Here is a 23,637-nt window from a genome sequence, read left to right as displayed (position 1 = left end):
AAAGAATCCCTGCGCTATTGCTTGAATATCTATGATGAACAGATGAGGCATGAATTTTATCGTGCATGGGATTCAATGCAAATCCAGTTTGACCAACCGAGTGATGTTCATGCTTTTTTGCTGCGCGTTTGGCAAATCCTTTTCCCTGATGAGCCGTGGGAAATCGATAATCTTAGCTTTTATCACGATATTAGCGACGAAGTGCGTCAGCAAGTCCAAACCAAGCCCAAAAGATCGGCCCAACCAGCCGTTGATCCGCTGGCTACGCCGCGCCCACCGCGCCGCCGCAAACGCCATGAGGTGGTTGAATTGGGCTATTTGTATGATGATCCGTATAGCGAGGATTATTATGCAGAACCCTAGCCACAATCCACATCCTACTATTACTTGATAATATACGTATATTGATGTAATATACGTATATTGAAAAATAATTTCGTAAGGATGGGATATGCAATTTGATGCTACGCTGATTATTCAAACAACCTTGGCGACGGTGATGCAAGCGCAACAACGGTTGGCCGAGCATTTGTGGTGGGGTGGCGCTTCAGCCAATTCAACAATGGCTCCAAGTTTGTTGGAGCAAGAACTGACGCTTTTGGTGCAGGTTGCTAATGGCGAAATTGAGCGCGAAACTGCGGGCGTGGCTCGTTATTTTGAAATTAAAGGCGTGCTCGATGATGTTTGTCGGTTGTTGTGGCAAGCGCCGTTGAGCGCAGAACCAGTTATCCCCGCAGAATTTTGGACTCAGCCTGGGATTGGCGCGGTTTGTGGGGCGGTGCTGGCATGGCTTGATGCAGACGATTTAATTACGATCACCGAGGCGGCGCAGCTGCTCTACCCCGATGCAGCGCTGGTTGGCAGCAATGTGGCGACTCAACGGGTTATTCGGCTGATTCATAGCGGCAAACTCCACGAATATACCGCTAGCGCTGAGCTTGCGCCCAATCCCCGTCATCGGCGACGGGTCAAGCGTAGCGAGGTGCTGCCACTCTGCAATATCGTTCATGCTGAGGATGATGTTTAATGTTTGACTCCCAACCCTCGCGTTGAAAGCGCAAAAAATGCGCAGATCACGAGGGTTAATTTTTTGATCCACGAAGGACACGAAGAGCACGAAGCACGGTTTTTAGCCATAGAGTGTCACAGATTGGCCCAAATTATTCTTTGCCAACGCCAATGGTCAATAGCCTATAGCCTTCTGCCTCATCCTTCATCCCTCATCCTTTCGCTATGCTCTATGTTCTATGTTCTTTGCTCTATGTTCTGTACGCAGCCCATGCCAGCAATTGAGCAACAGTGCTAGGCCGCTAGCGGCAATCAAGCCACTGCCCAAGCGCAAGCCCCAAACGCTATTAATCATCACAGCGATAATCACCAAGCCGCTGCCCAAGCCATAACTTGCGATTGAGGTAGTGGTTAGGTGGGGCATGAACAATTCGCGGGCAGTGGTTGGCACATGCTGGGTTGGGCGATTGGCGCGATCAATCCAAATTAAAAATGGAATAATTTTGTGCAACATCGTCATGATTGCTAGCCCAATCCAGCCTTGCATGCCAGCCAAAAACAAAACTTGGAATTGCTTTACTCCGCTGCCGGGGAGCCAACCCAACGCTGCGCTAAAAGCCCAGCCGCTACAGAAGAGCAGCCATACGCCAGCAGCAATAAACAGTTTAATCGGGCCTTCGATTTGGCGGCGAATCCGATGGCGCAAAATCGAACGCACATCAGCCAGCCATGCTCCAAGACTGAGCAACATTAAACTGGCGCAACTTAATATAATAATGTTTGATGCTTGGAGCCATAAGGCTACGCTAGTTGCATAGGCTGCGACGTTCATGCCCACAACTGCAATCCAGCGCCAGCGGCAAACGTAGCCATGGGCCAAACTGAACATTGCCAATAATCGATAGCTCAAGGCCAAGGTTAGCGTGCTAAACCAACCGAGCACTCCCAGCGTGGCATGGCCGAGTGGGCCATAAGCAACCAAACTTGGCCAAAGCAAGACCGAACGATTGATCACAAGCATAATTCCAATCAGGAGTTGAATTGTCAAGGCAGTTAATGCTAAACTAATCCCAATCGTCGTTACATCCCACTGGCGTGCTTGCCATAACGTGCGACCATAGCTTGCCAAAATGCCCACCAAGCCAATACTCATCAAGCCAGCCCCGCTTATCAGCCAATGAGTTGCCGTTTGACTAAACGCCCAACTGAAGATGCCGCTGCCAAGCACAAACCCGCCAAAGCTCCAATCGACCATGCTGCGCCACAGCAAGGGTTGTTGCAACAGCACTGGCAAGAGTTGATACAAGGCCGCCAAACAGATTAAGCTCGCCCATCCAAGCGTAATTAGGTGGGTCAAACTTAAGATGTTGGGGCTGTAGGGAAAGCCAATCAGCTGCGGGGCAATGCTGGCTTGTAGTCCAGCCCAAGCCAACAGAAAGCCTTGAGCTATCAGCAGCAAAATCAACACGTTGCGAGCATGATTATAGTTTTGGCTGGGGACATGCATAGCATCCTCGTTTCAACAATTAACCTCTGCATGAGCCTAGCAAATTGAGTTAATTAAGGGCGTGACTTTTCTCACACCACCGTCATGTGAGAAAAGTCGCTGCCCGAAGCACGTTGCTGAAGCTAGAATCGCCAAACAAGGCATTCAGCCCAACGAGGTTTTCATGATTACTGCTACAATGACGGTTGCCGATATTCTCAAGCGCTATCCCAATTTGCTTGAGGTGTTTGTGGCCCAACATACAGCCTTTCAACGGCTACGCAATCCGCTGTTGCGGCGGGTGTTTGCGCGCATGGTTACGGTTGAACAGGCAGCCCAAATTGCCAAGATTGAGCCTGCGCGCTTGCTGCAAGCGCTCAATCAAGCCCAACCTGATCCTGTTGCGGGTACGCCACTTGCCGAAGATTTTGCTGAGCAGCCCGATCCAACCACTCCTCCAGCTTGGCTGCACTTGCACCACATTACAGCGCTGCTTGATGTGCGTGAAGCCCAAGCAAATGCCCAAAATCCACTGGCGCTCATTACTCCAGCAACCCTTGCCCTTGCCGCCGATCAGCTCTTGCTGTTGCGCAGTGGTTTCGAGCCAGTGCCGCTGTATCAATGGCTTGCGCGGCGTGGCTACCAAGCTTGGGCCTATCAACATACCAGCGATGATTGGTTGGTTTTTATTGGGCGCGTTGCCAACAACGAAGCCCAACAATCCAACCAACTCAATCCGGCTAAGCCATGTGTTGTTTTGGATAATCGTGGACTTAAGCCGCCAGAACCGATGGTCCGCACCATAACCACGCTCAAACGGTTGCCGCCAACGAGCTATTTAATTGGTGTGACCGACCGAATTCCGGTGATTTTGCACGAAACCCTCAGCGACGAAGGCTATTCGTTTGAGTCGTTAGGCCACATCAAGCAAGCCTATCTGACATTAATTACTGCATTGTAAGGAGTTTCTAACCACAGGTATTTAGCTGATTACATTGTTGTGGAGAGCTAGCAAGTACCCTGCTAGTGAATCCCCAAATGTGCCAACTTAAAACAACAGTGTCGTTTTGGTTCAAGGAGCACCCGATGGTCAAACGCCACCCCGTTCGCAAAGCACTGCTTTGGGGCTGCATGACAACGATCAGTCTTGCGATTATGATTGCGGTTGGTTCACGCGATCTGGCGCATTTTGATGCAGCCCTTGTCGCGTATACCTTTGCCACGCTTTTTGCCACCTTTGGCATTACCTACCGCTACACGATGTGGCTGCAACGCCCGCCAACCGCCATGTATTGGAAACGCGGCTGGCAAATGTTTTTCAAACCCCAGCGCTTATTGACCAACATTCGCAATTTATTTACCCGTACCAGTAGCGATTTTGCCGCTAATCGCTTTATTTGGAAGCGTGGCAAGCTGCGCTGGCTGGCCCACTGGTTCATTATGTGGGGCTGCATTGTCGCTGTCGCAATCACGTTTCCCTTAGTTTTTGGCTGGCTGCACTTTGCCAGCGTGCCCGGCTCATTAGATTCGTATCGAGCCTATCTGTTTGGCTTTGCGCTCTTCGACTTTCCCGTCGATTCGATTTTTGCCTTTTTGATGTTTCATGGCTTGGTTTGGTCGTCGTTCGCGGTGATTTTCGGCGTGATGTTGGCGATGTGGCGGCGCATGCGCGACCATGGCGCGGCCTCAGTCCAGCAATTTGTTGAAGATATTTTGCCATTGATTCTGCTGTTTGCGATTAGCGTGACTGGCGTGATGCTGACCGCCAGCTACACCTGGATGCGTGGCTATGCCTTCGATTTTATTGCGATTCTGCACGCAATTACGGTGATTTTCACCTTGCTGTATATGCCGTTTGGCAAGTTTTTTCACATCTTCCAGCGCCCCGCTCAGCTTGGCGCAACCTTCTATAAAGATGCAGGCGCAACCAGCGAGCAAGCCCATTGCCGCCGTTGTGGCGAAGCTTATTCCTCGCGCATGCACGTCGAAGATTTGATTAGCGTGCAAAAGCAACTTGGTTTTCGCTACGAAGTTGCGGGCGAAGTCGAACATTATCAATGGATTTGCCCGCCATGCCGCCGCGCGATGTTCGTTTTGGCCCAAACCAAACAGTGGCAAGGCAATTTTGGCGATCAAATGTTTTCGAGCATGCACGAGCAACCAGCCGCCCCGCGCTTTGGTAACCCCGTCATTAGCGAAGGCCCGCTTGGCCATGAAGATCAGGCCAATCTGCATTTTTAGGTTTGTGAGGAGTTTTCGATATGGCACAGCTTCCCCGTTCTGAACTAGAGATGATTGCAGCGTATGGCCCGCATGTGGCCCACGCCCAAGGCCAACGGCTTGAGGCTGGCGTTGAGCCAGATCGCTTGGTCAAAACCCACTGTTGCTTTTGTGGCCAGCAATGTGGCATTCAACTGAAAGTCAAAGATAATACTGTGATTGGCTTTGAGCCGTGGTATGACTTCCCGTTTAATCAAGGGATGCTCTGCCCCAAAGGTGTAAAACGCTATTTGCAAGGAGCGCATCCCGACCGCTTGTTGACCGCCTTGGAGCGTGATCCAGCCAGTAGCGGCGGTTTTCGGCCAATCGGCTACGATGCTGCAATTCAGCGCGTGGCTGATGAAATTAGCCGCATTCAAGCTCAATATGGCAACAGCGCCTTCGGGATTCTCTCTGGCGCAAGTTTGACCACCGAAAAAACCTATTTGATGGGCAAATTTGCCCGCATGTGCCTCAAAACGCCCTATATCGATTATAACGGGCGCTTGTGCATGGTCAGTGCTGGCGCTGCCAACAAAAAATCATTCGGCATCGACCGCGCCGCCAACGCATGGGACGATATGCTGCACACCGATGTGGTTTGGATTAGCGGCGCGAATGTGGCCGAATGTGCGCCAATCACCACCAGCTATGTTTGGCGGGCACGCGAAAACGGAGCCAAAATTATTGTCGTCGATCCGCGCATCACACCGATTGCCCGTACTTGCGACTTGTATTTGCCAATTAAACCAGGCCGCGATATTGCGCTCTTCAACGGCATTTTGCACCTCATGATCAAACACGATTGGCTTGATCATGAATTTATTAACAATCACACGGTTGGCTTTGAAGCAGTAGCCGAACACGTTGCCGATTGGACTCCCAAGCGCACTGCCGAGGTGACAGGGATTGCTGAAAAGGGCATTCAACAAGCAGCAGAATGGTGGGGCACGGCCAAAACCTCGTTTATGACTCACGCCCGTGGCATTGAGCACCACACCCATGGCGTGCAAAACGTGCTGGGCGCGATTAGCCTTGTGCTGGCCTCGGGCCGTATCGGGCGGCCAAATTGTGGTTATGCCACGATTACTGGCCAAGCTAATGGCCAAGGTGGCCGCGAACATGGCCAAAAATGCGACCAATTGCCAGGCTGGCGCGATTTGGCCAACCCTGAACATCGCCAACATATTGCCAACATTTGGGATATGCCTGTCGAGGAAATGCCGCAGCCTGGGGTTGATGCCTACGAAATTTTTCGCAAAATCGAAACTGGCGAGATCAAAGGCTTGCTGAGCTTGTGCTTCAATCCCAAGGTTTCGCTGCCCGATAGCGATTACGTCAGCGCGATGCTCGATAAACTGGAATTCTACACCTCAATCGATTTCTTCTTGAACGATAGCGCGCGTCATGCTGATATTGTGTTGCCTGGCTCGCTACAAGAGGAAGATGAAGGGACGGTGACCCAAGCAGAAGGTCGGGTGATTAAAATTAATCAAGCAATTGAATGCCCAGGCGAGGCTCGCCAAGATTGGCGCATCATTCAGGATATTGCCCAAGCTTTGGGCCGTAGCAAAGGCTTTACCTTCGATGGGCCACGAGCGATTTTTGAGGAATTACGCCGCGCTTCGAAAGGTGGAGTTGCCGATTATTCAGGCATTACGTACGAAAAAATTGAAGCCCAAAATGGAGTGTTCTGGCCGTGCCCTAGCGATGATCATCCGGGAACGCCGCGTCTGTTCGAGCCAAATTCTTGGAATCCAGTTGCCAAAGGCGCTGGCCCGTTCTACTTCCCTGATGGCAAAGCGCGCTTCAATGTTGCGCCCTACACGCCGCCCGCCGAAGATGTTGATCCAGAATATCCCTTGATGCTGACGACTGGCCGCGTGATTAGCCACTTCCTTTCGGGAACCCAAACCCGCCGCATTGGCCCGTTGGTTGATCAATATGCCGAGCCACGAATTGAGCTGCATCCGCAACTGGCGCTGCGGCTCAACATCAAAGAAGGCGATTGGGTGACGGCCCAAACGCGGCGCGGTGAAATCACTTTGCGGGCGCAAGTTGTGCGCACGATTCGCCCAGATACGATTTTTGTGCCCTATCACTGGGCTGGACAAAAGAGCATCAATCGCCTAACGATCGCCGCTCAAGACCCAATTTCGAAAATTCCTGAGTACAAGGTTTGTGCGGTGCGCTTGATCAAAGCGACCCAAGCACCGGCCTATGCTAGCCAACTTGAGCCTCAGCAATAGGAGCCTGCCATGCCTGAAGCCCAGTATGAATTTTTTATCGATCCTAGCCGTTGCATCGGCTGCCAATCGTGTGTCCAAGCCTGTAGCGAGTGCGACACGCACAAAGGTCAGGCCATGATTCACCTTGAATTTGTGAATCGGCATTATTCGACCCAAACTGCGCCTGTGGTGTGTATGCACTGCGATTCGCCAACGTGTGCCGAGGTTTGCCCTGCTGATGCAATTAAGAAAACGCCCGATGGCGTGGTGCAAACTGCGCGAAAACCACGCTGTATTGCCTGCAACAACTGTGTGCTGGCCTGCCCGTTTGGCGTGCCCAAGATGAATAGTGGCGCTGAACTGATGATGAAATGTGATATGTGTTATGACCGAACTTCGATAGGAAAAGCACCGATGTGCGCCTCGGTCTGCCCAAGCGGTGCTTTATACTATGGCACACGCGAGCAAATCGAAGCCCAACGTCCTCGCTCAATGCCAGTCAATCAATTTCAATTTGGTCAGCAAACAATTAGCACCAAAGTCCACATGATGGTGCCGCGAACAGCCCACCCAGAACACATTGACGTGCTTTCGGCTATGCATGATCACACCAGCGGCCACGATATTTTCTTGATGATGCACGACGAATAAGCCACCAAACGCTGTTTGTTAAAACCTGAAATTGAAAGGACATGCTGATTATGCCTCGCGACCACGATGAACTTTCGCTTGCACCCGATGGCTTGCCATTGAGCGAACAGCCGCAATGGCGGCAAGACTTTCCGATTGATGTTGCCCAAGATAATTATGTTTCGCGGCGGGAATTTGCCAAATTTTTGGTGCTGATTAGCTCGGCATTTAGTGCAGGCCAATTTTGGATTTTGTTTAAAAATTGGCAGCGCAACCAAGCAGCGCCACCACCAGCCCAAAAAATTGCCAGCCTTACCGAGATTCCGGTTGGCGGCACCTTGGTGTTCCACTATCCCAACGAGCATGAGCCATGCATTTTGGTGCGCCCCGATGCTGATACCTTGCTGGCCTATAGCCAAAAATGTACCCATCTTTCGTGCGCCGTGATTCCCAACGTTGCCGAAAACCAGATTGGCTGCCCATGCCATAATGGCTCGTTTAGCTTGGCTGAAGGTCGCCCACTCGCCGGACCGCCGCAACGCCCATTGCCAAGGATTCAGCTCGAAGTGCGTGGTGATGAGATTTTTGCAACAGCCGTGGAGCTACGCAGCATATGAAACAACGTTTTCCTCGCCAGCAAAAAATGACCATCGTCCATGGCATTTTGAGCATTGTGTTGATCATCGATATTGTGCAGCTTTGGCTCTTGACCGCCACCATGAACTCGTATCTTGGTGGTGATAGTGGTGTGCCCCTGCCAGCCCTGATTTTTAGCTGCATCTGTTTGCTGCTCAACCTTGGCTTGCTGAGATTTCTCTACAAGCTTGATCGAAAGCCCAACTGATAGGAGCCTTGCAATGAATGCTCAAGCAACGGCCAACGAGGGCCAACCCCGTGGCAATCTTGGCCAACTGATTCTCGCAACCGGCGCATTTGCCGTCTGTTTTGCAATATTTGGCTCGGTTTCGGCCATGATGCCAACAATTAAAACTGATTTGAATCTCACGCCTGTTCAGGTCAGCATTGCGCTGGCCTTACCCGTGCTGCTTGGTAGTTTAGGGCGGATTCCGCTGGGGATGTTGACTGATCGCTATGGTGGCCGGATCGTGTTTAGTGCTGTGATGGCTGGCGCGATTATCCCATCGCTTGGCATGGGCTGGGTGCAAAGTTACAATCAATTGCTGATTGCGGCCTTTGGTTGTGGCTTAGCGCTGGCGAGTTTTTCGGTTGGGGTTGGCTTTGTTAGTGGTTGGTATCCGCCGCAACGCCAAGGTTTTGCCTTGGGGGTGTATGGTGCTGGCAATGCAGGCCAATCGTTGGCGGCGTTTGGTGCGCCAGTATTGGCGGCCAACTTGGGCTATCAATGGGGCTTTTGGGTTTTTTCGGCCTTGACTGTGGTTTGGCTGATGTGCTTTATGTTCTTTGCCCGCAATGCGCCGCGCCAAGGCCAAGTCAAAAGCCTAAGCCAAATTTTGCAGCCAATGAGCAGCCCCAAAAGCTGGATTCTGAGTTTGTACTATTTTCTAACATTTGGTGGTTTTGTGGCCATGGCGGTCTATTTGCCAACTTTGTTGACCGATTTATTTGGCCTGAGCAAAACCGATGCAGGTTTGCGTACCGCTGGCTTTGTGCTAGTGGCGACGGCGTTACGCCCAGTTGGCGGGATTTTGGCCGATAAAGTTGGCGGTAATACCATTTTGAAATGGGTATTTCCGATCACCACCTGTATGGCTGGCTTGATGGCCTTCAACAATGTTGTGCCTTTTACAATTGGCGCATTGGGCATGGCTGCGGCAATTGGCTTGGGCAATGGGGCAGTTTTCAAATTAGTGCCTGAGTATTTCCCGCAATCAGTTGGAATTGTGACTGGCTTAGTGGGTGCTGCTGGCGGCTTGGGTGGCTTTTTTCCGCCATTGCTGTTGGGCTATATTCGCCAACAAACTGGCTCGTTTAGTTATGGTTTTGTGGCCTTGGCGGTCTTTACGCTGGTTTGCTGGCTGGTGCTCTACTTCAACAATCGCCCGCGCCGCCCAACCGCGCAACTCGCCTAAAAGGTAGTTTGGCGAGCTACCTATTTTGAGGTGGCTCGCCGATTTCTTTAGGCTGAAGGATTGGCATAGACATAAAAAATATAATCTTGTGAACTGGTTTTGACTCCAAAATCGTGGCACATGCGCAGCACTTGGGCGCGATGATCGGTGCCGTGGTTGACAACTTGCAACAACACTTGCCAGACAATCAAATTTTCATCTTCGCCATCAAGCGGTTTGGTTTGCAAATCTGCATCCTGCAAATTCGCTAAATACTCGCGCATCATAGCTTCAACCCCAGCCCAATAGCTGCGCAAGGTGGCCAGATTAGGGAACGCGTTGGGATCAAGCGGTTCGGGAAATTCTATGCCACGCAAGCCACTAAACCAAGTTTGATCAACACTCATCAAATGCACAAGTTGGTTGCGCACTGAGCCAAGCGAATACACTACTTCTTGCACAAATTGTTCATCAGATAATTGAGCGACATAATTCTCCAAGAGCTGGCGGTTTTCTGCAAAGTGATATTCGTAGAAATGGCGAAACGCTGCAACATTCATCTGCATCTCCGATCCTGAATCAAGCTACTTCATTGAACTAGGCTGAATCCCAAGGCCAAACGCATGGTTATCATAGCACATATGTTTTGTTGAGCATAGAGCGCAGCGACTGGATTAATTTAAGGATGGCTGAATTTCTCCGCTTGCTGAATGCTTGGGCCTTTGCTGCTGAGGGCTGCGGCTTGAGTTTGCGCTCGTTCGCAATTCGTGACCATGCTCCCAAGTACTCTTGGGAACATGGTCGTTTTTTGCTGCTTGCAGTATTTTATGGGGTTCCATGGATCGTCATTGGAAGATAGATGCGATAACTTGGCGCAACCATGCTGGGAGTTATTGTTGCCGTTGGCGTGTGGGTTGGTGTGCTCGGAACGGGTATGGTTGCGGAACTGGTTGGACTGGTTGTTGCCGTTGCTGAAACGCTTGGTATGACCGTCGCAATGGCAGTCAGGGTTGCTGTTGCTGAACTTGATGGAAGAGCGGTTGTTGTTAAGGTCGGTAGCTGGTTTGGCGTGCTGGTTGTGGTTGGCATGGCTGTTGGAGTCGCGGTTGCGGTACTCGTCGGGGCCATGGTTGGGGTGACAGTTGGTGGAAGCAGCGCAAAGTTAGCTGTCACCTGACGCGCCTGATTGATCGGTAGGATGCAGAGGATCGTTGTGCCGCTGCAATCGTCACTCCAGCCAACAAAACGTGTATTTGGCATTGGCGCGGCGGTGATGGTCACGACAGTGCCTGCATTGACCATGCTCAAACATGGGGCGGTTTGGCGAGTACATTGGATGCCTGCTGGCATGATTGTAATTGTGCCAGCGCCATCGCCTGCGAAATCGACACTGAGTGGGTAGCTCTTTACCTCAAAGGTTGCGGTCACATGCTGCGACTGATTCATGGTCACAATACAGCTTGTTTGGCCATTACACGCGCCGCTCCAGCCACTGAAGACCGAAGTTGCATCCGGCGTTGCGGTGAGCGTGATTATCGTGCTGGCTGCAAAAAGGGCTGCACACAGATTGCCACAATCAATACCTGTGGGCGTGCTGATGATCTGACCATTGCCGCTCCCGTCTCGATCAACCTGTAGCTGATACGCGTCGCGCACGGTGATGCTCATGCTATCGCTAGCGATGCTACCATCATTTGCCATCAACATAGTAGTCAACGTGTAGCGACCGCTTGCTTGTGGCTGCCACGTTGTTGCCCAGAGGGTATTTGTAACGCCCGTACCAAACTGTAGGGTAGCCACGCTATTTCCAGCGATAACGACTGTTATTTGTTGAATGCCAGCAGGCGCATACGCTCCGCCAGTGATGCTGATCGGTGCCGTCCCTGTGATGATACTCGATGGTGCGGTAATCACAATTGCGGGGCTTGGGGTTGGGGTTGGCAGCTGCAACGAAGCACTAGCGTGATTGCCCGCTAGATCATCAATGCTTGCGCTCACCAGTCCTTGTTGATGGCCTGGAAGACTGCATGTTGCCGTCAGTGTGCTCGTGCCGCCCATTGGATTGGAGGTTAAGCTACTGCTGAGCCCTTGACATGGCATGCTAAGGGTCGCAGAATCAAGGAAGAGATCGCTGGCGGTTACGGTATAGACGGTTGAGGCTGCATAGCCACCACCGCGATGGACCGCACTGAGGTTGATTGTGGGTGTAATGCTATCGATCATGCCGCGCCATCTCGTTGCCATCGCTTCGGTATTGCTGAAGCTATCTGTGCCTCGCATGCGCAGGCTATACAAGCCTTGAAGCCCATGTGGAATCGAATAGTTCCAGTCGGCGCTGGCCGTGCTTGCCCCTGTGATCGGGGCGGTTGTCCAGCCTGATGCTAGCAAGCCAATATCCTTGGCTGATAATGCGCGATCATAGATGCGAACCTGATCGATGGCCCCGTTGAAATAGGTATCAGCCTTGCCAATTTCGAGTTTGGAAACCGGATACGGGGTGCGGCCTGCGCTCGCTGTCGAGGTATAGACCGCCGTGCCATTGACATAAACCCGATAAGCGTTGCCATCAAAGGTTGTCGCAAGATGATTCCAGGCATTGATGGTCAAAACTGGGCCTGTTTGCAGCGATGTAAAGACACTGCCATCGCCAAATCCTGCGTGAATGCGATTCTTTTGATTGATATAAATGCTTGGTGGGCGGCGCTGATTGAGCGAACCTGGTTGATAGCCCATTACCGCGTGATAGCCTGAATCGCTGCCTGTTGGGTAGATCCATGCTGCTTGAGTAAAGTTTGCCAAGCTCAGATTGTTGGTAATCGTTACACTCAGACCATCGTTAACCCCATCAAACCAGAGTGCGTCGCTATCAGTCCAGCCAGTGGTTGCTGTTGGACAAGTGGTGCAGGTTGCAGGATAGCTATTGCCACTTGCATCGGCAAAATTGGTTGCGCCAGGGACTTCGGTAAAATCGTAGCTGATCAGTGGGCTGGCGGGTAGCATCGTTTCGTCGGGGGCAAGCCAGATTTGAGCATTGCTAATTCCAGCGACCGAGCTTTGGGCCAATGCATAGACTTCCGCCGCCGACAAGGCCCGGTCGTAGAGGGTGAATTGATCGAGTTGGCCAGCAAAGAATTGGCTGCTGCCATTTGAGCCAAGGTGCAGCGGCAGGTTGATCGTCGTTCCAAACGCTTGATCAACGATGCCAAGTTCAACCCCATTCAGATAGCCTGTCCAGCTATCGCCTGCTTGCACCAAGGCAAGGTGTGCCCATTGGTTGGGTGCTAGATTCAGGGGGAGGCTGGTGGTTGAATTGCCTGTGGTTAATTGCATGCTACGGTAATTGGCCGCGATCTGCCAGCGCCAGTTTGGCGTGCTTGCAGTGCTCTGGGCTGCAAGTGTTGGGGCATAGCCAAGCGTGCCCGAAATCCAGCTTGGTTTGATCCACACGCTCAGGGTTGCTGTGTGCAGATCGATGGTTGTGGTCGGCGCGATGGTCAGGCTATCGTTGCTACCATCGAAGCTAAGCGCACGGCCAAAGATCCCGCTCACGCCGCTTGGACAGCTTTGGCCTGTACAGGTTGCGTTCAGCTGGCTAGCGGAGTAGTCGGCAAAGCTGGTCGCGCCGCTGGCTTCGGCAAACGGGAAGGCGGCAATCTCGCCCCCCCAGTGTGGTTGTTCGACCACCAGTCCATTCAGGCTTGGAGTTGTACTGATAATCCGCGAAGCCAGCAGGTCGGGCGCAAGCTCCATAGTGGGCGCGCGTCCATCAAGCATGATGCTGCCAATCAGCCCCAACCATTGATTGCCAACTGCATCGGCGACACTGAAACGCAGTTGATAACGGCCCGCCGGACGTTTGTTGGCAAAGCCATAATTGATGCTCCAACTATTGCCGCTGACGCTGACCGTTTGCGCATGATCCAGCCCAGCTACGGCGCCTGTGCTATCAAGTAAGCTCAATTGCGCTGCACTTGGATCAATGCCACTGCCAGGATCACTGAGTGTGCCGCTGAGCGCCACTGTCCATGCCAGATTATCGCTGACACTGGCGACGAGCGGTTGCCAATGGTCGCTGTAGGTGCTGGCAGCAGTTGGCGCTGTCTGATCGATGTTAATTTGATAGGCAGGCGAGATTGTTTGGTTGCCGACTGCATCGACCGCGCGGAATTGAAGGCTATAGCTGCCTGGGCCGCTGAGGCTGGTTGGATCAAAACTGTAACACCACGCGGCGTTACGTGCGAGGCTAAGCGATTCGGCACAGAGTGCTGCGCTCGACCACGTATAACTACTTGTATTTGGGCGTTTAACCCCAACGTCGAGCAAGCGCACCCCTGAGGTTGGATCAATTGTCGAGACTACAATGCTAGTTGGTTGATTGGCCATATAGGCCGCATCGCTAAGCAGGGTGATGCTTGGCGCATCGGTGTCAACCTGAAGCTCAACTGTGCTACGGGCGCTATACCAGCGCAAATCGCGGAGATAGATGCCATAGATTTCGCCAGTGGTCAGTTGACGGTCGTAGATCGCTAGCTCATCAAGTTGGCCACGGAAGAAGTTTTGCAAAACCCCAATCGTGCTTGCGCTGCCACCAAGATAGGTTGGATCATCGGTGTTTGCTTTGGCAACTGCCGAGCCATCGATCGTTGCTTGCAATGCACCATTGACATAAAACAACGCATCGTAGTTGCTATCGAAAACCACGGCAATATGCTGCCAAATCCCGGCGCGCACGCTGGCACTACTGGCATAGGTTTTTACTCCCAAGGTACGGAATTGAAGTGTATTATCGTTCAATTCAAGACTGAAACCATTGTTGCTGCTCGCATCGGTGCCGCTAGCGATGATCTGCTGGAAGCCAGCAATATCATCAGGGTTGATCCAGCCGATTAAGCTAAAGGTGCTGGTCAAGGCCGAAACCGTGGTTGGGCTTTGGACTTCAATCGCACCAGCCCCGCCAAAGGTCATTGTTTGGCCAATTTTGCCATCGGTTAGGCTCGGCGCGCTGCTACTCGTTGGCGTCGCATATCGGTAGTTCAGCACCATATGATCGATTGGATAGGAGCCAATGATAACGCTCGCCGTGGTTCCCGACAGGGTTGGATTGAAGCTCGCTGTTCCATAGTAGGAGATTGCTGCATTGCTTGCAATTTGCTCAATTCGCAGGCTATCCATACCACAGATTGGCACGCTTACATTCAATTGCTGCACCGCTGTTGCGATCAAAGGAATGCTCAGAATCAGCTGATCGGTACTTTCCAAACGAATGTTAATCCCATCAGCGCCAAAGTTGCTAAAATCGGCGGAATCGAGGGTGACCGTATTGCAGAACGAGCCGCGCAGCACGCCAGGATAGCCATTGACCGAGGTATCGTGAACGCTGCTGGCATTGCTTGAATCGGCATTGAAATCGAAGGCCATGGTGGGCGCTGATTCGGTGTAGAGTTGTTTGATTTGGCTGGCTGAGAGCGTGATAGTATAGCCGCGCAGATCATCCATCGCGCCATGGAAAAAATCGCCATCAGCCCCCAAGTTCCCAAATGTTCCTGCCCGATTGGCTCCAATCGATGGGAAACTGCCTTCGTAGGTGCCGCTGCTGCCAAGGCTGGTCGAGCCATATAGCGCTCCATTGACATAAACCTTCGCAATTCGGCTGGTCAGGTCAACGGTTGCTGCGACATGGACCCACTCGTTTTCTGGCAGATCAATCGCGATTCGATAGGTCGTCCCGTTGATTGTGACCTTGAAGCTGTTGTAATCCAACTCAAGTCCGCTACTACCGAGCGAGTTACGGAAATCGGCAATCGTGCCGCGATCGGCCTTGACCCAGGCTGCCACGCTGCGAATGTTAATTTCACTCAATCCACAGGGCAAGCCCAAAACTCCAGCATAGGTACAGCTGAGCCAATCGCCGCTGCCATTGAACCATGCAGCCCGCCCGACCACGCCTTGCATGCCTGTGGTTGGGCAGCCAATCGTGCTATAACAGGTTGGGGTTTTCATGTCGTTGCTTTGGCTATAGCCTGTTAGCGTGCCATAATTGTTGAATATGGTTTCGCCTGGCACTTCCTCAAACGGCATAAGCAACGGCATGCTGGCTGCATTGCTATCAGTTACCGGATAGGCGATTGCCGATTGGAGATCGATTGCCGCCTCTACCTCTTGGGTAAACGTATGGCGGCTAGTAACCGCATTGCTGCTCACGCTGGCAGCGGCGCTCAGCGTGCTTGCCGAAAGTGCATTGAGTTGGAAGGTTGTAACAGCGTTGGCAAACTCGATCATGGGATAGGTAGTTTGCATCAGCAATTGCGCACCTGCCAGATCAACCGCTGCGGGAAGCAGCACAACTTCATCGAGCAAGCCTGCGTAGGCGTTATAGCCTGTTTGAATCATGCCAAGGCGCAAGAAGGGTGGCGCGCTCAGGCTAGCTGTGTTACCGGTGCCGCTGGCAACCAACGTCCCATCAATATACAGCCGCATCGCCCCACTTTGCTTGACCCTAGTTGCCACCACATGATGCCAACTGCCATTGGCGACGCTGCCGCCTTTGATGGTTGTGTCGCTGGCAGTCGGGTTGCCAATCCCAAACAAGACTTTGCCACCATCGCCAAGGGCGATCCCAAAGTCGTTACCATTGCCTGAAACCTCACCATCGACCAAGCCATTGCCCTGCCACCACGCGCTGGCACTGCCTGTGGTTTGGCTCGTTTGCATCCAAAATGCGATGCTGAAATCGTCGGCTAACGTATGATCAAGCACCATGTAATCATCGCTGCCATCGAAGCGGAGCGCCGCACCAAATTTGCCAGCGCTGGTTGATGTGGGACAGCTATAGAACGCTCGACATGCTGCAACCCGACCTGCATTGACTCGGTTAATCTGTTCGACGTTGAAGCTTGGTTGGTCGAAATTAAGCGCGTAGCTTGTGGCAATGAAATCGTCAAGCGCCCCGTTCAGCGGCATTCCACCGCCACCACGTCGCCCAAACCGCGCATTGCTATCGGTTGTGATCAAGGGCCAATAGGTGCTGGTGCCGCTACTGCTGGCCGTTGTGGTGGTGCCATTATAGGTTGTGGCGATGCTGAAGCTGCTGGTTGCGCCTGCCGCTGCGGCCAGATTCCAGCTGATCGTCACCGTTACCCAACTACCAAGTTTGCCACTGAAGCCTCCGGCGGCAGTGGTTGCGAATGGCCCAAAAGCAATGTTGGTTGTACTGCGATTTATCAAGCCAAGCGTGACCAGCCCAGCTGAATCAACGAAGGCCCGTAAACAATAGCCTGCGCCCGCCGAGCTTGAACAGCCGTTATCGAGCAAATAATAGTAGGAACCGCTGGCTGGGAGCGTCGTCAATTTAAGTTTAAAGCTTAGCGATCCGCTCGTCCCTGCTGCGTTACTTACTGTGGCAGGCAAGGGCAAATAATCGTCGCTGCCATCGAACCACAGGCCTTCGTTGGTTGCGCCAGCGGTTAAGCTTGGGCACGTCGCTGCCGAGGCACAGGTAACGGTGCTGCCGCCGCTCGCAGTGTTGACAAAACTGGTGCGCAGGCTGCTATTATTTTCATCGAAGCCAAGCGCAAAGACCGTTTCTGCATTATTGTTGATGATGCTGATGGCGTTGAGATTGCCATGCAATGGGCTAGTTCCATCGATGCTATTGCCCAATGTGCCAGCCCCAACTACGAGGCGCAAGCGCAGATTGTTGTTCAATCCGCTATCTAAGGTGCCGTTTTGATAGACGCGCAATTGCTTGTCGTTGACAGTCACGGTGATCGTTATCCAAGTATTGGTTGGCATAGTGATGCCACCAGTCAAGGCTGGGTTTACATCATTTAAGCCTACCATCAGCTTGCCGCTGCTATTAACCGAGACATTCAGCCCATAGGTTTGGGTTGGGTCGGTCGCAATCAAACTCATAGTTTTGCCAGCGCTTGGCCAGGCATTTAATTTCACGTTGAACGAAAAGCTTGAGGCTTGGAAGGCGGTTTCGTAGGCTAGCGTGCCGATCGAAAGCAGATCGTCAACGCCATCGAAGGCCAACGACCGATCGCTGCCACTCACAAGATCGCTTGCTGGGCAGGTCGTGCCAACACAGGTTGCCGCTTCGCTCTCGCCAGAAGCTGGGCTAAAGCCGCTCTTGCGGTCAGCATCCTCGAAGCGCAAGGCAATCTTCGGCTCGGCAACAACTGGATCGCTGGTGCTAGTGCTACCCAGCAAATGGCCATGAATGCCTTGGGCTGCCAGCGTATTGGTGACGTTGGTTGAATACTGCAAGGCTGCGCCTGGTTGCACGATCAGATCATTGGGATTGTAGCGGCCATCCTTGAGCGCAACCACTTCGCTGGCCGACAGTGCCCGATCAAACAGGCTTACTTCGTCGATTGTGCCTTTGAAATAGTTATCGATGCGGCCAACCCGCAAATTGCTAATTGGATAGGGCACTTTGCCGCTGGCTGCGGTTGAATTCGCTTGCTCAACCCCATTGATATAGATGCGCATGGTGCTGCCATCAAAGGTGCTGGCAATGTGATTCCACGTGTTGCTGCTGAGCATGGCACTGCTGATTGAAAGGCTGTTCCATGTGCTGCCATCGCCAAAGCCAACTTGCACCCGTCCCGCCTGAAACAGGTAGATGCTTGGTGCGCGTTGGGCCAACACCCCGTTGTCATAGCCAACAATCCCATGAAAGTTCGTATCGCTGCTGGTGGGATAGACCCAAGCTGCTTGGGTATAGGCCGTGGGATTGAGCTGAACGCTGGCTTCGAGATAATCGTTGCTGCCATCGAAATTGGCCGCAGTGCCATAACGCCCACTTTGGGCCGCGATTGGGCAAGTGGCGGTGCTGGCACAGTTAAAGCTGGTGGCGCTGGCACTATTGGCAAACACGGTTGCATCGGCAGGTTCTTCTAGCCGTAGCAACACTGTTGCCGCCGCAGTTTCCTGCACGTTCATTTCGGCAAATTGCACAAGATTGTCAATTAATGAGGCATCGGTGGCGACCCATGGGTTGAAGCCATAGACGAACTCTTGTAAATCGTTCAAACCATCATCATCAATATCGCCAACATTGGGATTCGACCAAACTCGTGTATAACGGCGATTGTCCGCAGTATCACTGTAGCTGATGATCCAGCCGGTGGTGCTTTCGGTTTTGTCGTCAAGCCCATCGCCATCGCTATCGTTGCGCAAAGGATTGGTGCCAAGGCTCAATTCGCGGGCATCATCAAGCCCATCGCCATCGCTATCGCTTGCTTCTGGGTCGCTGCCTTGGGCCAATTCGTAGCTATCAAGCAAGATATCCCCATCAGCATCGCGGCTTAGATCCTCAGGGTCTACTCCGCCCGCAGCGCTGCTGAGCAAGCCATCACCATCATGATCGCGTTGGCTGGGAAACTGCAACGCTCCATCCTCGTTCCAGTCGAGGGCATAAAATTCGCTTATGCTTGCGGGCAAAATATCGAGGGTTTCGCTAGCCCCAATATTAATTTCACTGGAGCCACCAACGGTTTCGGTGCTACAACTAAACAGATCAAGCCAACAGCCAGAGTAGGGCACCTGATAGGCTTCGCTCAAATAGAGCAAGCCATCGAGCGAGCGATTGATGCCAACGCCAACCCGCGTCAAAGCTAATGCCTCGACCGATTCAATCGTTTTGGTCAATTGAATTTTGCGCCCGCCAATCGCAACCCAGTCGCCACGCATATCGCCCTTGTTAATTTGAGTATGATAATCGACTGGCTCATCGTCGAGGGTGTAGAGGAACGAGGCCTTATTGGCATCGGCTGCTGAATATTGCGTGCCATAGAGCAGGGTGTTGGTGACCCGCATCGTGTACGAGATGCTATTGGTCACGATAAACCCATCTTCGGGTGTGCCAAGGCTGCGATTGACAATATCAAGCGTTAAGCGATCTGACGAATCCATGTTTTTGATCACTAAGTCAACATCGTAGAGCAGCTTGGCAAGCGCTTCGGTCATACGGTCAAAGACCGTTTGCTGGCCAACAATCGCCAGAATGCCATCGATAAAATAGACCATAAAGAACAGGAACGAGAACAATTGGCCAATCCCTGGCACATATTCCAAGGCAAACATCACCACGGTAATAATGGTGCTGGCGATGGTATAGGCCACATAGACCGTAAAGGCAATGCTGCCCCCATCACCAGTTGTAATCATGCTCCACAACACATCCCCTGACGTGGCGAGAAAAATGATCCATGGAATGAGCACTCCAAGCAGCAAGCCAAACTTGCCCACCGCTTTAAAATTGGCCATGGTCGTCGATTTTAAGACCGCGCTTACGCCCATACCCGTTTGGTAGAGGGTATAGAATTTGTGCACCATATTGGCGATATACAAGCCAACCCCAACCACGGTCGCTGCATTCAGAATATAAACGCCAGCCTGAAAGCTTGCATCATCGCCAGTGAGGTAGCCCACCGCAAACAAGGTTGCCCCAACCGCCAAGCCAATCGTGGTTACCCCAATTAAACCATGCAACGCTATACTCTTTTTATTTTGTAGCAAGCGTTCAAAGGCAAAGGTATATTGGGTAAAGCCCTTTTTATAGGCATGATTGATCACGCTCCAAAAGCTATAGCCGCTATAACCCATTGCCTTATATTTGGCAAACTTGCTGACCGATTCGATGATCGTGCTGAGGTAGGCGTTGCCAATAAAAGTAAAGCCCTTCGGGGTCGACGATGGCCAGCCTGGCGTATAGAGGCTTTCCGCTAGATCAGTGCTCTGCGTCCACAGCACTGTGCCAGCGCTTTCGACCGTTTCCGAGAGTCCTTGCAACAAGGCTGCATAATAGCTTTGGGCCCACAGCTGCTTACCGCTTACCTCATCGAGGCTGGTGCTTGAGCCATCAGCTTGAAAAAATTCGTCGTCGACTACAAGGGTGTTCAAAAGGGTTAAATATTGCTCTGGGTCGTAGTTGCCCCACCCGCCATTGCTATAGGTGTAGGGTGCCCAACTCATGCGCGCTTCGGTCACCAATGGCACGCTTGCTGCATCAAAATTAAGCGTAATCGCGTTACTGGTAACGCTGCTGTCATCAACATTCACCGATCGGCTTTGATGTTCGCTGGCAAAGAGCAAGGTTGGATTGGTTTGGCCGGCATAGGGCGTAAATACGCTGCTCAACAAGGCGGCAGTCCGCGTGATCGTTAAATCTTCAACATAGGCATCATGGTGGTCGTAGGTAACGCGTTGCACTGCGAGATCATGGTTTGCTGCGCCACCCGCCCAGCCATCAATGCTATTCGCCAAATTGCTGATTGTTACATCGCGGTTGCCATTGCTTGTGCAGATGCCGCTGCCATTGATGCTGCTACAATCGCGCCCACGCAAAAAGCTGTTGCTCATGTTCCAGCTAGCGACCCACAAATCGCTATCGAGTGCGAGATTAGTATCCTCAACAGGATTTTCGTAGACAATCGCTGTATCAGTGCCATGTTCCTCGGTTACGGTCAAGCCAGCCAATGTCCATTGATCGTAATAGGTTTGGATGATCGCGTAGCTATCTTCGCAGCTGGCAAGATCGCTTTCGTCGCTACAGCTATCGGTGAGCATTTCAACCAGCCAGACCAAACGCACCTCGTGGGCTGCTCCCCACGTTGCTCGCCCATTGCTACCTTGACTTGGTTGATAGAACATGCGCGCCGTAAAGCCAACCACGCCGCCATCGCTTTCATCGGATATATAGCTGACTGGCAGATAGGCCAATAGTTCGCCATCGCCACTGCTCGAATCGTAGACGCTGAGGTCATAGCGCTCGATTGCACTGCTATCGATCCAGCTATCAACCCCAACATTAACCTCGCGATCGCTACCGCTATAGGTGGCATTGACTGGCAAATTGGCGTAGTGGCCGCTGGTGTAGGGCATGCGAATTTGGAGCATGGGCGTTAGCCGAATATCGCCGTTGGCGGCGTTCGGATCAGTGCTGCGCAAGGTTTGGTTATCGGTGTCGGCGAAGGTGGTTTCTAAATGGCGCTGAATTTGCCCAGCGCTATCGCCGCTCGGCCAATCGAGCACAGTCCCAAAATAATCAAGGTGCTCAGGATTGGTCGGGGTAATTTGAAAATCAACATACACTGGCTTATTGGTTTCAAGCTGGCTGATGCTTAATGCAAGCGGCGTATCACCAGTGAAGGTTTGCGGGATGACGCCGTTGGGCGAGGTATCAACCGCATCGTTAACTCCATCGCCATCATTATCGAGATCAAACACATCGGGCTGGCCATCGCCATCGCTATCGGGACAGGCCGCCGTTGGATCATAGGCGCTCGACATCGCAACCCAAACTTGACACTCGATCCCATCGGTCAGGCCATCGCTATTGCTGTCACTGGCATAGGGGTCGAGATACCACTGGGTTCCGCCGAGCGCGAATCCCGTTACTTCGAGGTTGTCGTCGATTACATCGCCATCACTATCGGCTTCGTCGGGCAAGGTGCCAAGTTGATGCACTTCCGTGCCATCCTCAAGACCATCGCCATCGCTATCGGTTGGATCAGCAACCCCAACACAAGGATCGCTGCTAGAACTCGCACTCGGGCAAGCACCCCAAATTGCCTCATCATAATCGGTCAAGCCATCGCTATCGCTATCGGTTGTATCGCTTGAGGCTAGCATGCCAGGTAAGGCCAACGCTGGTTGCTCGGTCAACAAGGCGGTTAATTCGCCATCGACGATTGCTGGCTGAGTTGGGCTGGTTTGCGGATTGCGCTGAGGGTTCCATGCGCTGGTTTTTTGGCTGGCGACAGCATCATTCAGCTGTTGCTGTTGGCCTAGCTGCTGCTCGCGCTCAGTTTGTTCGGTCTTTTGCTCAGCGGCAAAGGCCTCGGTCACATCGGCGCGGAACAATGGTGTGGTCAGCAGGGAGAGAATTACTAGCGCCACGGTGTAGGTATGCACGGTGCGGTTGTGTAAGCGGCGCATCCAGAGCGCAATCACCGCGAGCAGCAGCCCAATACTGGCCATTTGCAGCACCAGCAGGCGCAAAGCTGGCAAGCCTTCGATCAGACGAAATCGAATCCACGTGATGGGGTCGGCGCTGAATGGGGTTGAGGCAAGCGCTAAACGGCTGTGATCGAAGTTGCTATAATCGCCAACAATTGTGGCAACCGAACGACCTTGACCACGTTGGGCGGGAAATTCAATGGTTAAGGCAATGCGCCGCGGCAGACCTGCTTGGTCAATCCACAGCTCGCCACGACCTTGCATGGTGCGATAGGCTTGGCCTGCGTCGAGAACGACATGAGCTGGAATATTGCGACTTGCGCGAATGTGCTGCTCAAGCATGGGCCCGAGTTGGTCAGCCAAGCTGCTGCCATCGAGCGAAAAACTAACATGATCATAGGTGAGCGTCAGATCCAGCGCGGCTCCCGCTGCCGTTTCAAAGGCCCTGGTTTCCTGCCCAAGCAATTGCACATCATCGGCTGCAATCAGAAAACTCAGCAAATTTCCTGCGGGCGCAATCCCATTCAGATCCTGCACATCGCCTGGTTGCCAAGCGCCAAGACCTTGGCGTTGCTCCACCTGTCCGTTATGCACGCGGAGCGAATGCGCTTTGGCGGGATTGCGATCGGCGCCATTCCACAGCTGCATTTCGAGTTCCTGCTTGGCTGCATCAACCTGAGCTTCGATCGCCACATGATCAACCTGCGGTTGTCTGCCTGCGCTGGTGATTGCGGCAACCGGATAGGTTATTTGCTCGATGCTTGCCTGATAGCGATAGCTGCCACTTGCCCCAGCCCGTTCCCAAGCGCGGGTGATCATGCGCTGCGGAGTTTCGGCCTGATTGCCGAAGCCAACGCCAAACAAAATCAACCCAAGAACGGCGACGATAAGCGACACGGTACGCCACACAGCGCTATGCGATCGGATTTTCATGGAACCTCCAAGGCCAGGTAGGAATGACGTTGCCAACCAATGTATGGAGCGCAAGCTAAGAAAGTTTGCGGAGTATAGCACGGCATGGGGCTTGGCC

Annotated in this window: 12 protein-coding genes; 9 read left to right on the top strand and 3 right to left on the bottom strand. The window is 52.6% G+C overall.

Annotation, left to right across the window (positions count from 1 at the left end; translation table 11 throughout):
- The first annotated feature begins 75 nt into the window (after positions 1-75).
- On the top strand, positions 76-363 hold the full coding sequence (locus SE18_RS27080) for a hypothetical protein (RefSeq protein WP_152976519.1): 288 nt from the start codon (positions 76-78) through the stop codon (positions 361-363).
- 88 nt (positions 364-451) lie between these two features.
- The gene (locus SE18_RS01310; RefSeq protein WP_054532611.1) at positions 452-1,027 is read left to right on the top strand and encodes a helix-turn-helix domain-containing protein; all 576 of its coding nucleotides are present in this window, start codon (positions 452-454) and stop codon (positions 1,025-1,027) included.
- A gap of 204 nt (positions 1,028-1,231) precedes the next feature.
- On the opposite strand, the gene SE18_RS01305 is transcribed toward SE18_RS01310, so the two are convergent.
- Positions 1,232-2,515, bottom strand: coding sequence for a hypothetical protein (locus SE18_RS01305; RefSeq protein ID WP_054532610.1), 1,284 nt, complete (start codon positions 2,513-2,515; stop codon positions 1,232-1,234).
- A gap of 163 nt (positions 2,516-2,678) precedes the next feature.
- On the opposite strand from SE18_RS01305, the gene SE18_RS01300 reads away from it, so the two are divergent.
- From SE18_RS01300 to SE18_RS01270, 7 genes are all read left to right on the top strand, one after another.
- Positions 2,679-3,455: a DUF2249 domain-containing protein gene (locus SE18_RS01300; protein WP_054532609.1), complete on the top strand. Its 777-nt coding sequence runs from the start codon at positions 2,679-2,681 to the stop codon at positions 3,453-3,455.
- A 125-nt stretch (positions 3,456-3,580) separates the two neighbouring features.
- Positions 3,581-4,735, top strand: a complete 1,155-nt coding sequence (locus SE18_RS01295; protein ID WP_054532608.1) for a hypothetical protein — start codon at positions 3,581-3,583, stop codon at positions 4,733-4,735.
- A gap of 20 nt (positions 4,736-4,755) precedes the next feature.
- On the top strand, positions 4,756-7,002 hold the full coding sequence (locus SE18_RS01290) for a molybdopterin oxidoreductase family protein (RefSeq protein ID WP_054532607.1): 2,247 nt from the start codon (positions 4,756-4,758) through the stop codon (positions 7,000-7,002).
- A gap of 9 nt (positions 7,003-7,011) precedes the next feature.
- On the top strand, positions 7,012-7,632 hold the full coding sequence (locus tag SE18_RS01285) for a 4Fe-4S dicluster domain-containing protein (protein WP_054532606.1): 621 nt from the start codon (positions 7,012-7,014) through the stop codon (positions 7,630-7,632).
- A 41-nt stretch (positions 7,633-7,673) separates the two neighbouring features.
- Positions 7,674-8,228 (top strand): QcrA and Rieske domain-containing protein, encoded by a 555-nt coding sequence (locus SE18_RS01280; RefSeq protein WP_236706785.1) that lies wholly within the window; start codon positions 7,674-7,676, stop codon positions 8,226-8,228.
- A complete protein-coding gene (locus SE18_RS01275; RefSeq protein WP_054532605.1) occupies positions 8,225-8,455 on the top strand; it encodes a DUF6755 family protein in 231 nt (76 codons plus the stop codon). The genes SE18_RS01280 and SE18_RS01275 overlap by 4 nt, the downstream gene beginning before the upstream one ends.
- A gap of 13 nt (positions 8,456-8,468) precedes the next feature.
- Positions 8,469-9,662 carry an MFS transporter gene (locus SE18_RS01270; protein ID WP_054532604.1) on the top strand — a complete coding sequence of 398 codons (1,194 nt, stop codon included), beginning with the start codon at positions 8,469-8,471 and terminating at the stop codon, positions 9,660-9,662.
- Between the two features lie 47 nt (positions 9,663-9,709).
- Here the strand turns inward: SE18_RS01270 and SE18_RS01265 are convergent, their stop codons facing one another.
- Together SE18_RS01265 and SE18_RS01260 are read right to left on the bottom strand one after the other, a co-directional pair.
- The gene (locus SE18_RS01265) at positions 9,710-10,207 is read right to left on the bottom strand and encodes a DinB family protein (RefSeq protein WP_083469646.1); all 498 of its coding nucleotides are present in this window, start codon (positions 10,205-10,207) and stop codon (positions 9,710-9,712) included.
- Positions 10,208-10,466: 259 nt separating this feature from the next.
- Complete coding sequence (locus SE18_RS01260) at positions 10,467-23,540, bottom strand: LamG-like jellyroll fold domain-containing protein (RefSeq protein ID WP_054532602.1); 13,074 nt, start codon at positions 23,538-23,540, stop codon at positions 10,467-10,469.
- Between the last annotated feature and the right edge of the window lie 97 nt (positions 23,541-23,637).

It is taken from the genome of Herpetosiphon geysericola (genome assembly GCF_001306135.1).
Lineage (GTDB): Bacteria > Chloroflexota > Chloroflexia > Chloroflexales > Herpetosiphonaceae > Herpetosiphon > Herpetosiphon geysericola.
This window is presented reverse-complemented; position numbering and strand designations above follow the sequence as displayed.

Excerpts from the sequence above, each read along its gene's own strand:
- SE18_RS27080 (WP_152976519.1), top strand. The coding sequence starts at position 76 with ATGCAAATCCAGTTTGACCAACCGAGTGATGTTCATGCTTTTTTGCTG.
- SE18_RS01310 (WP_054532611.1), top strand. The coding sequence starts at position 452 with ATGCAATTTGATGCTACGCTGATTATTCAAACAACCTTGGCGACGGTG.
- SE18_RS01305 (WP_054532610.1), bottom strand. The coding sequence starts at position 2,515 with ATGCATGTCCCCAGCCAAAACTATAATCATGCTCGCAACGTGTTGATT.
- SE18_RS01300 (WP_054532609.1), top strand. The coding sequence starts at position 2,679 with ATGATTACTGCTACAATGACGGTTGCCGATATTCTCAAGCGCTATCCC.
- SE18_RS01295 (WP_054532608.1), top strand. The coding sequence starts at position 3,581 with ATGGTCAAACGCCACCCCGTTCGCAAAGCACTGCTTTGGGGCTGCATG.
- SE18_RS01290 (WP_054532607.1), top strand. The coding sequence starts at position 4,756 with ATGGCACAGCTTCCCCGTTCTGAACTAGAGATGATTGCAGCGTATGGC.
- SE18_RS01285 (WP_054532606.1), top strand. The coding sequence starts at position 7,012 with ATGCCTGAAGCCCAGTATGAATTTTTTATCGATCCTAGCCGTTGCATC.
- SE18_RS01280 (WP_236706785.1), top strand. The coding sequence starts at position 7,674 with ATGCTGATTATGCCTCGCGACCACGATGAACTTTCGCTTGCACCCGAT.
- SE18_RS01275 (WP_054532605.1), top strand. The coding sequence starts at position 8,225 with ATGAAACAACGTTTTCCTCGCCAGCAAAAAATGACCATCGTCCATGGC.
- SE18_RS01270 (WP_054532604.1), top strand. The coding sequence starts at position 8,469 with ATGAATGCTCAAGCAACGGCCAACGAGGGCCAACCCCGTGGCAATCTT.
- SE18_RS01265 (WP_083469646.1), bottom strand. The coding sequence starts at position 10,207 with ATGCAGATGAATGTTGCAGCGTTTCGCCATTTCTACGAATATCACTTT.
- SE18_RS01260 (WP_054532602.1), bottom strand. The coding sequence starts at position 23,540 with ATGAAAATCCGATCGCATAGCGCTGTGTGGCGTACCGTGTCGCTTATC.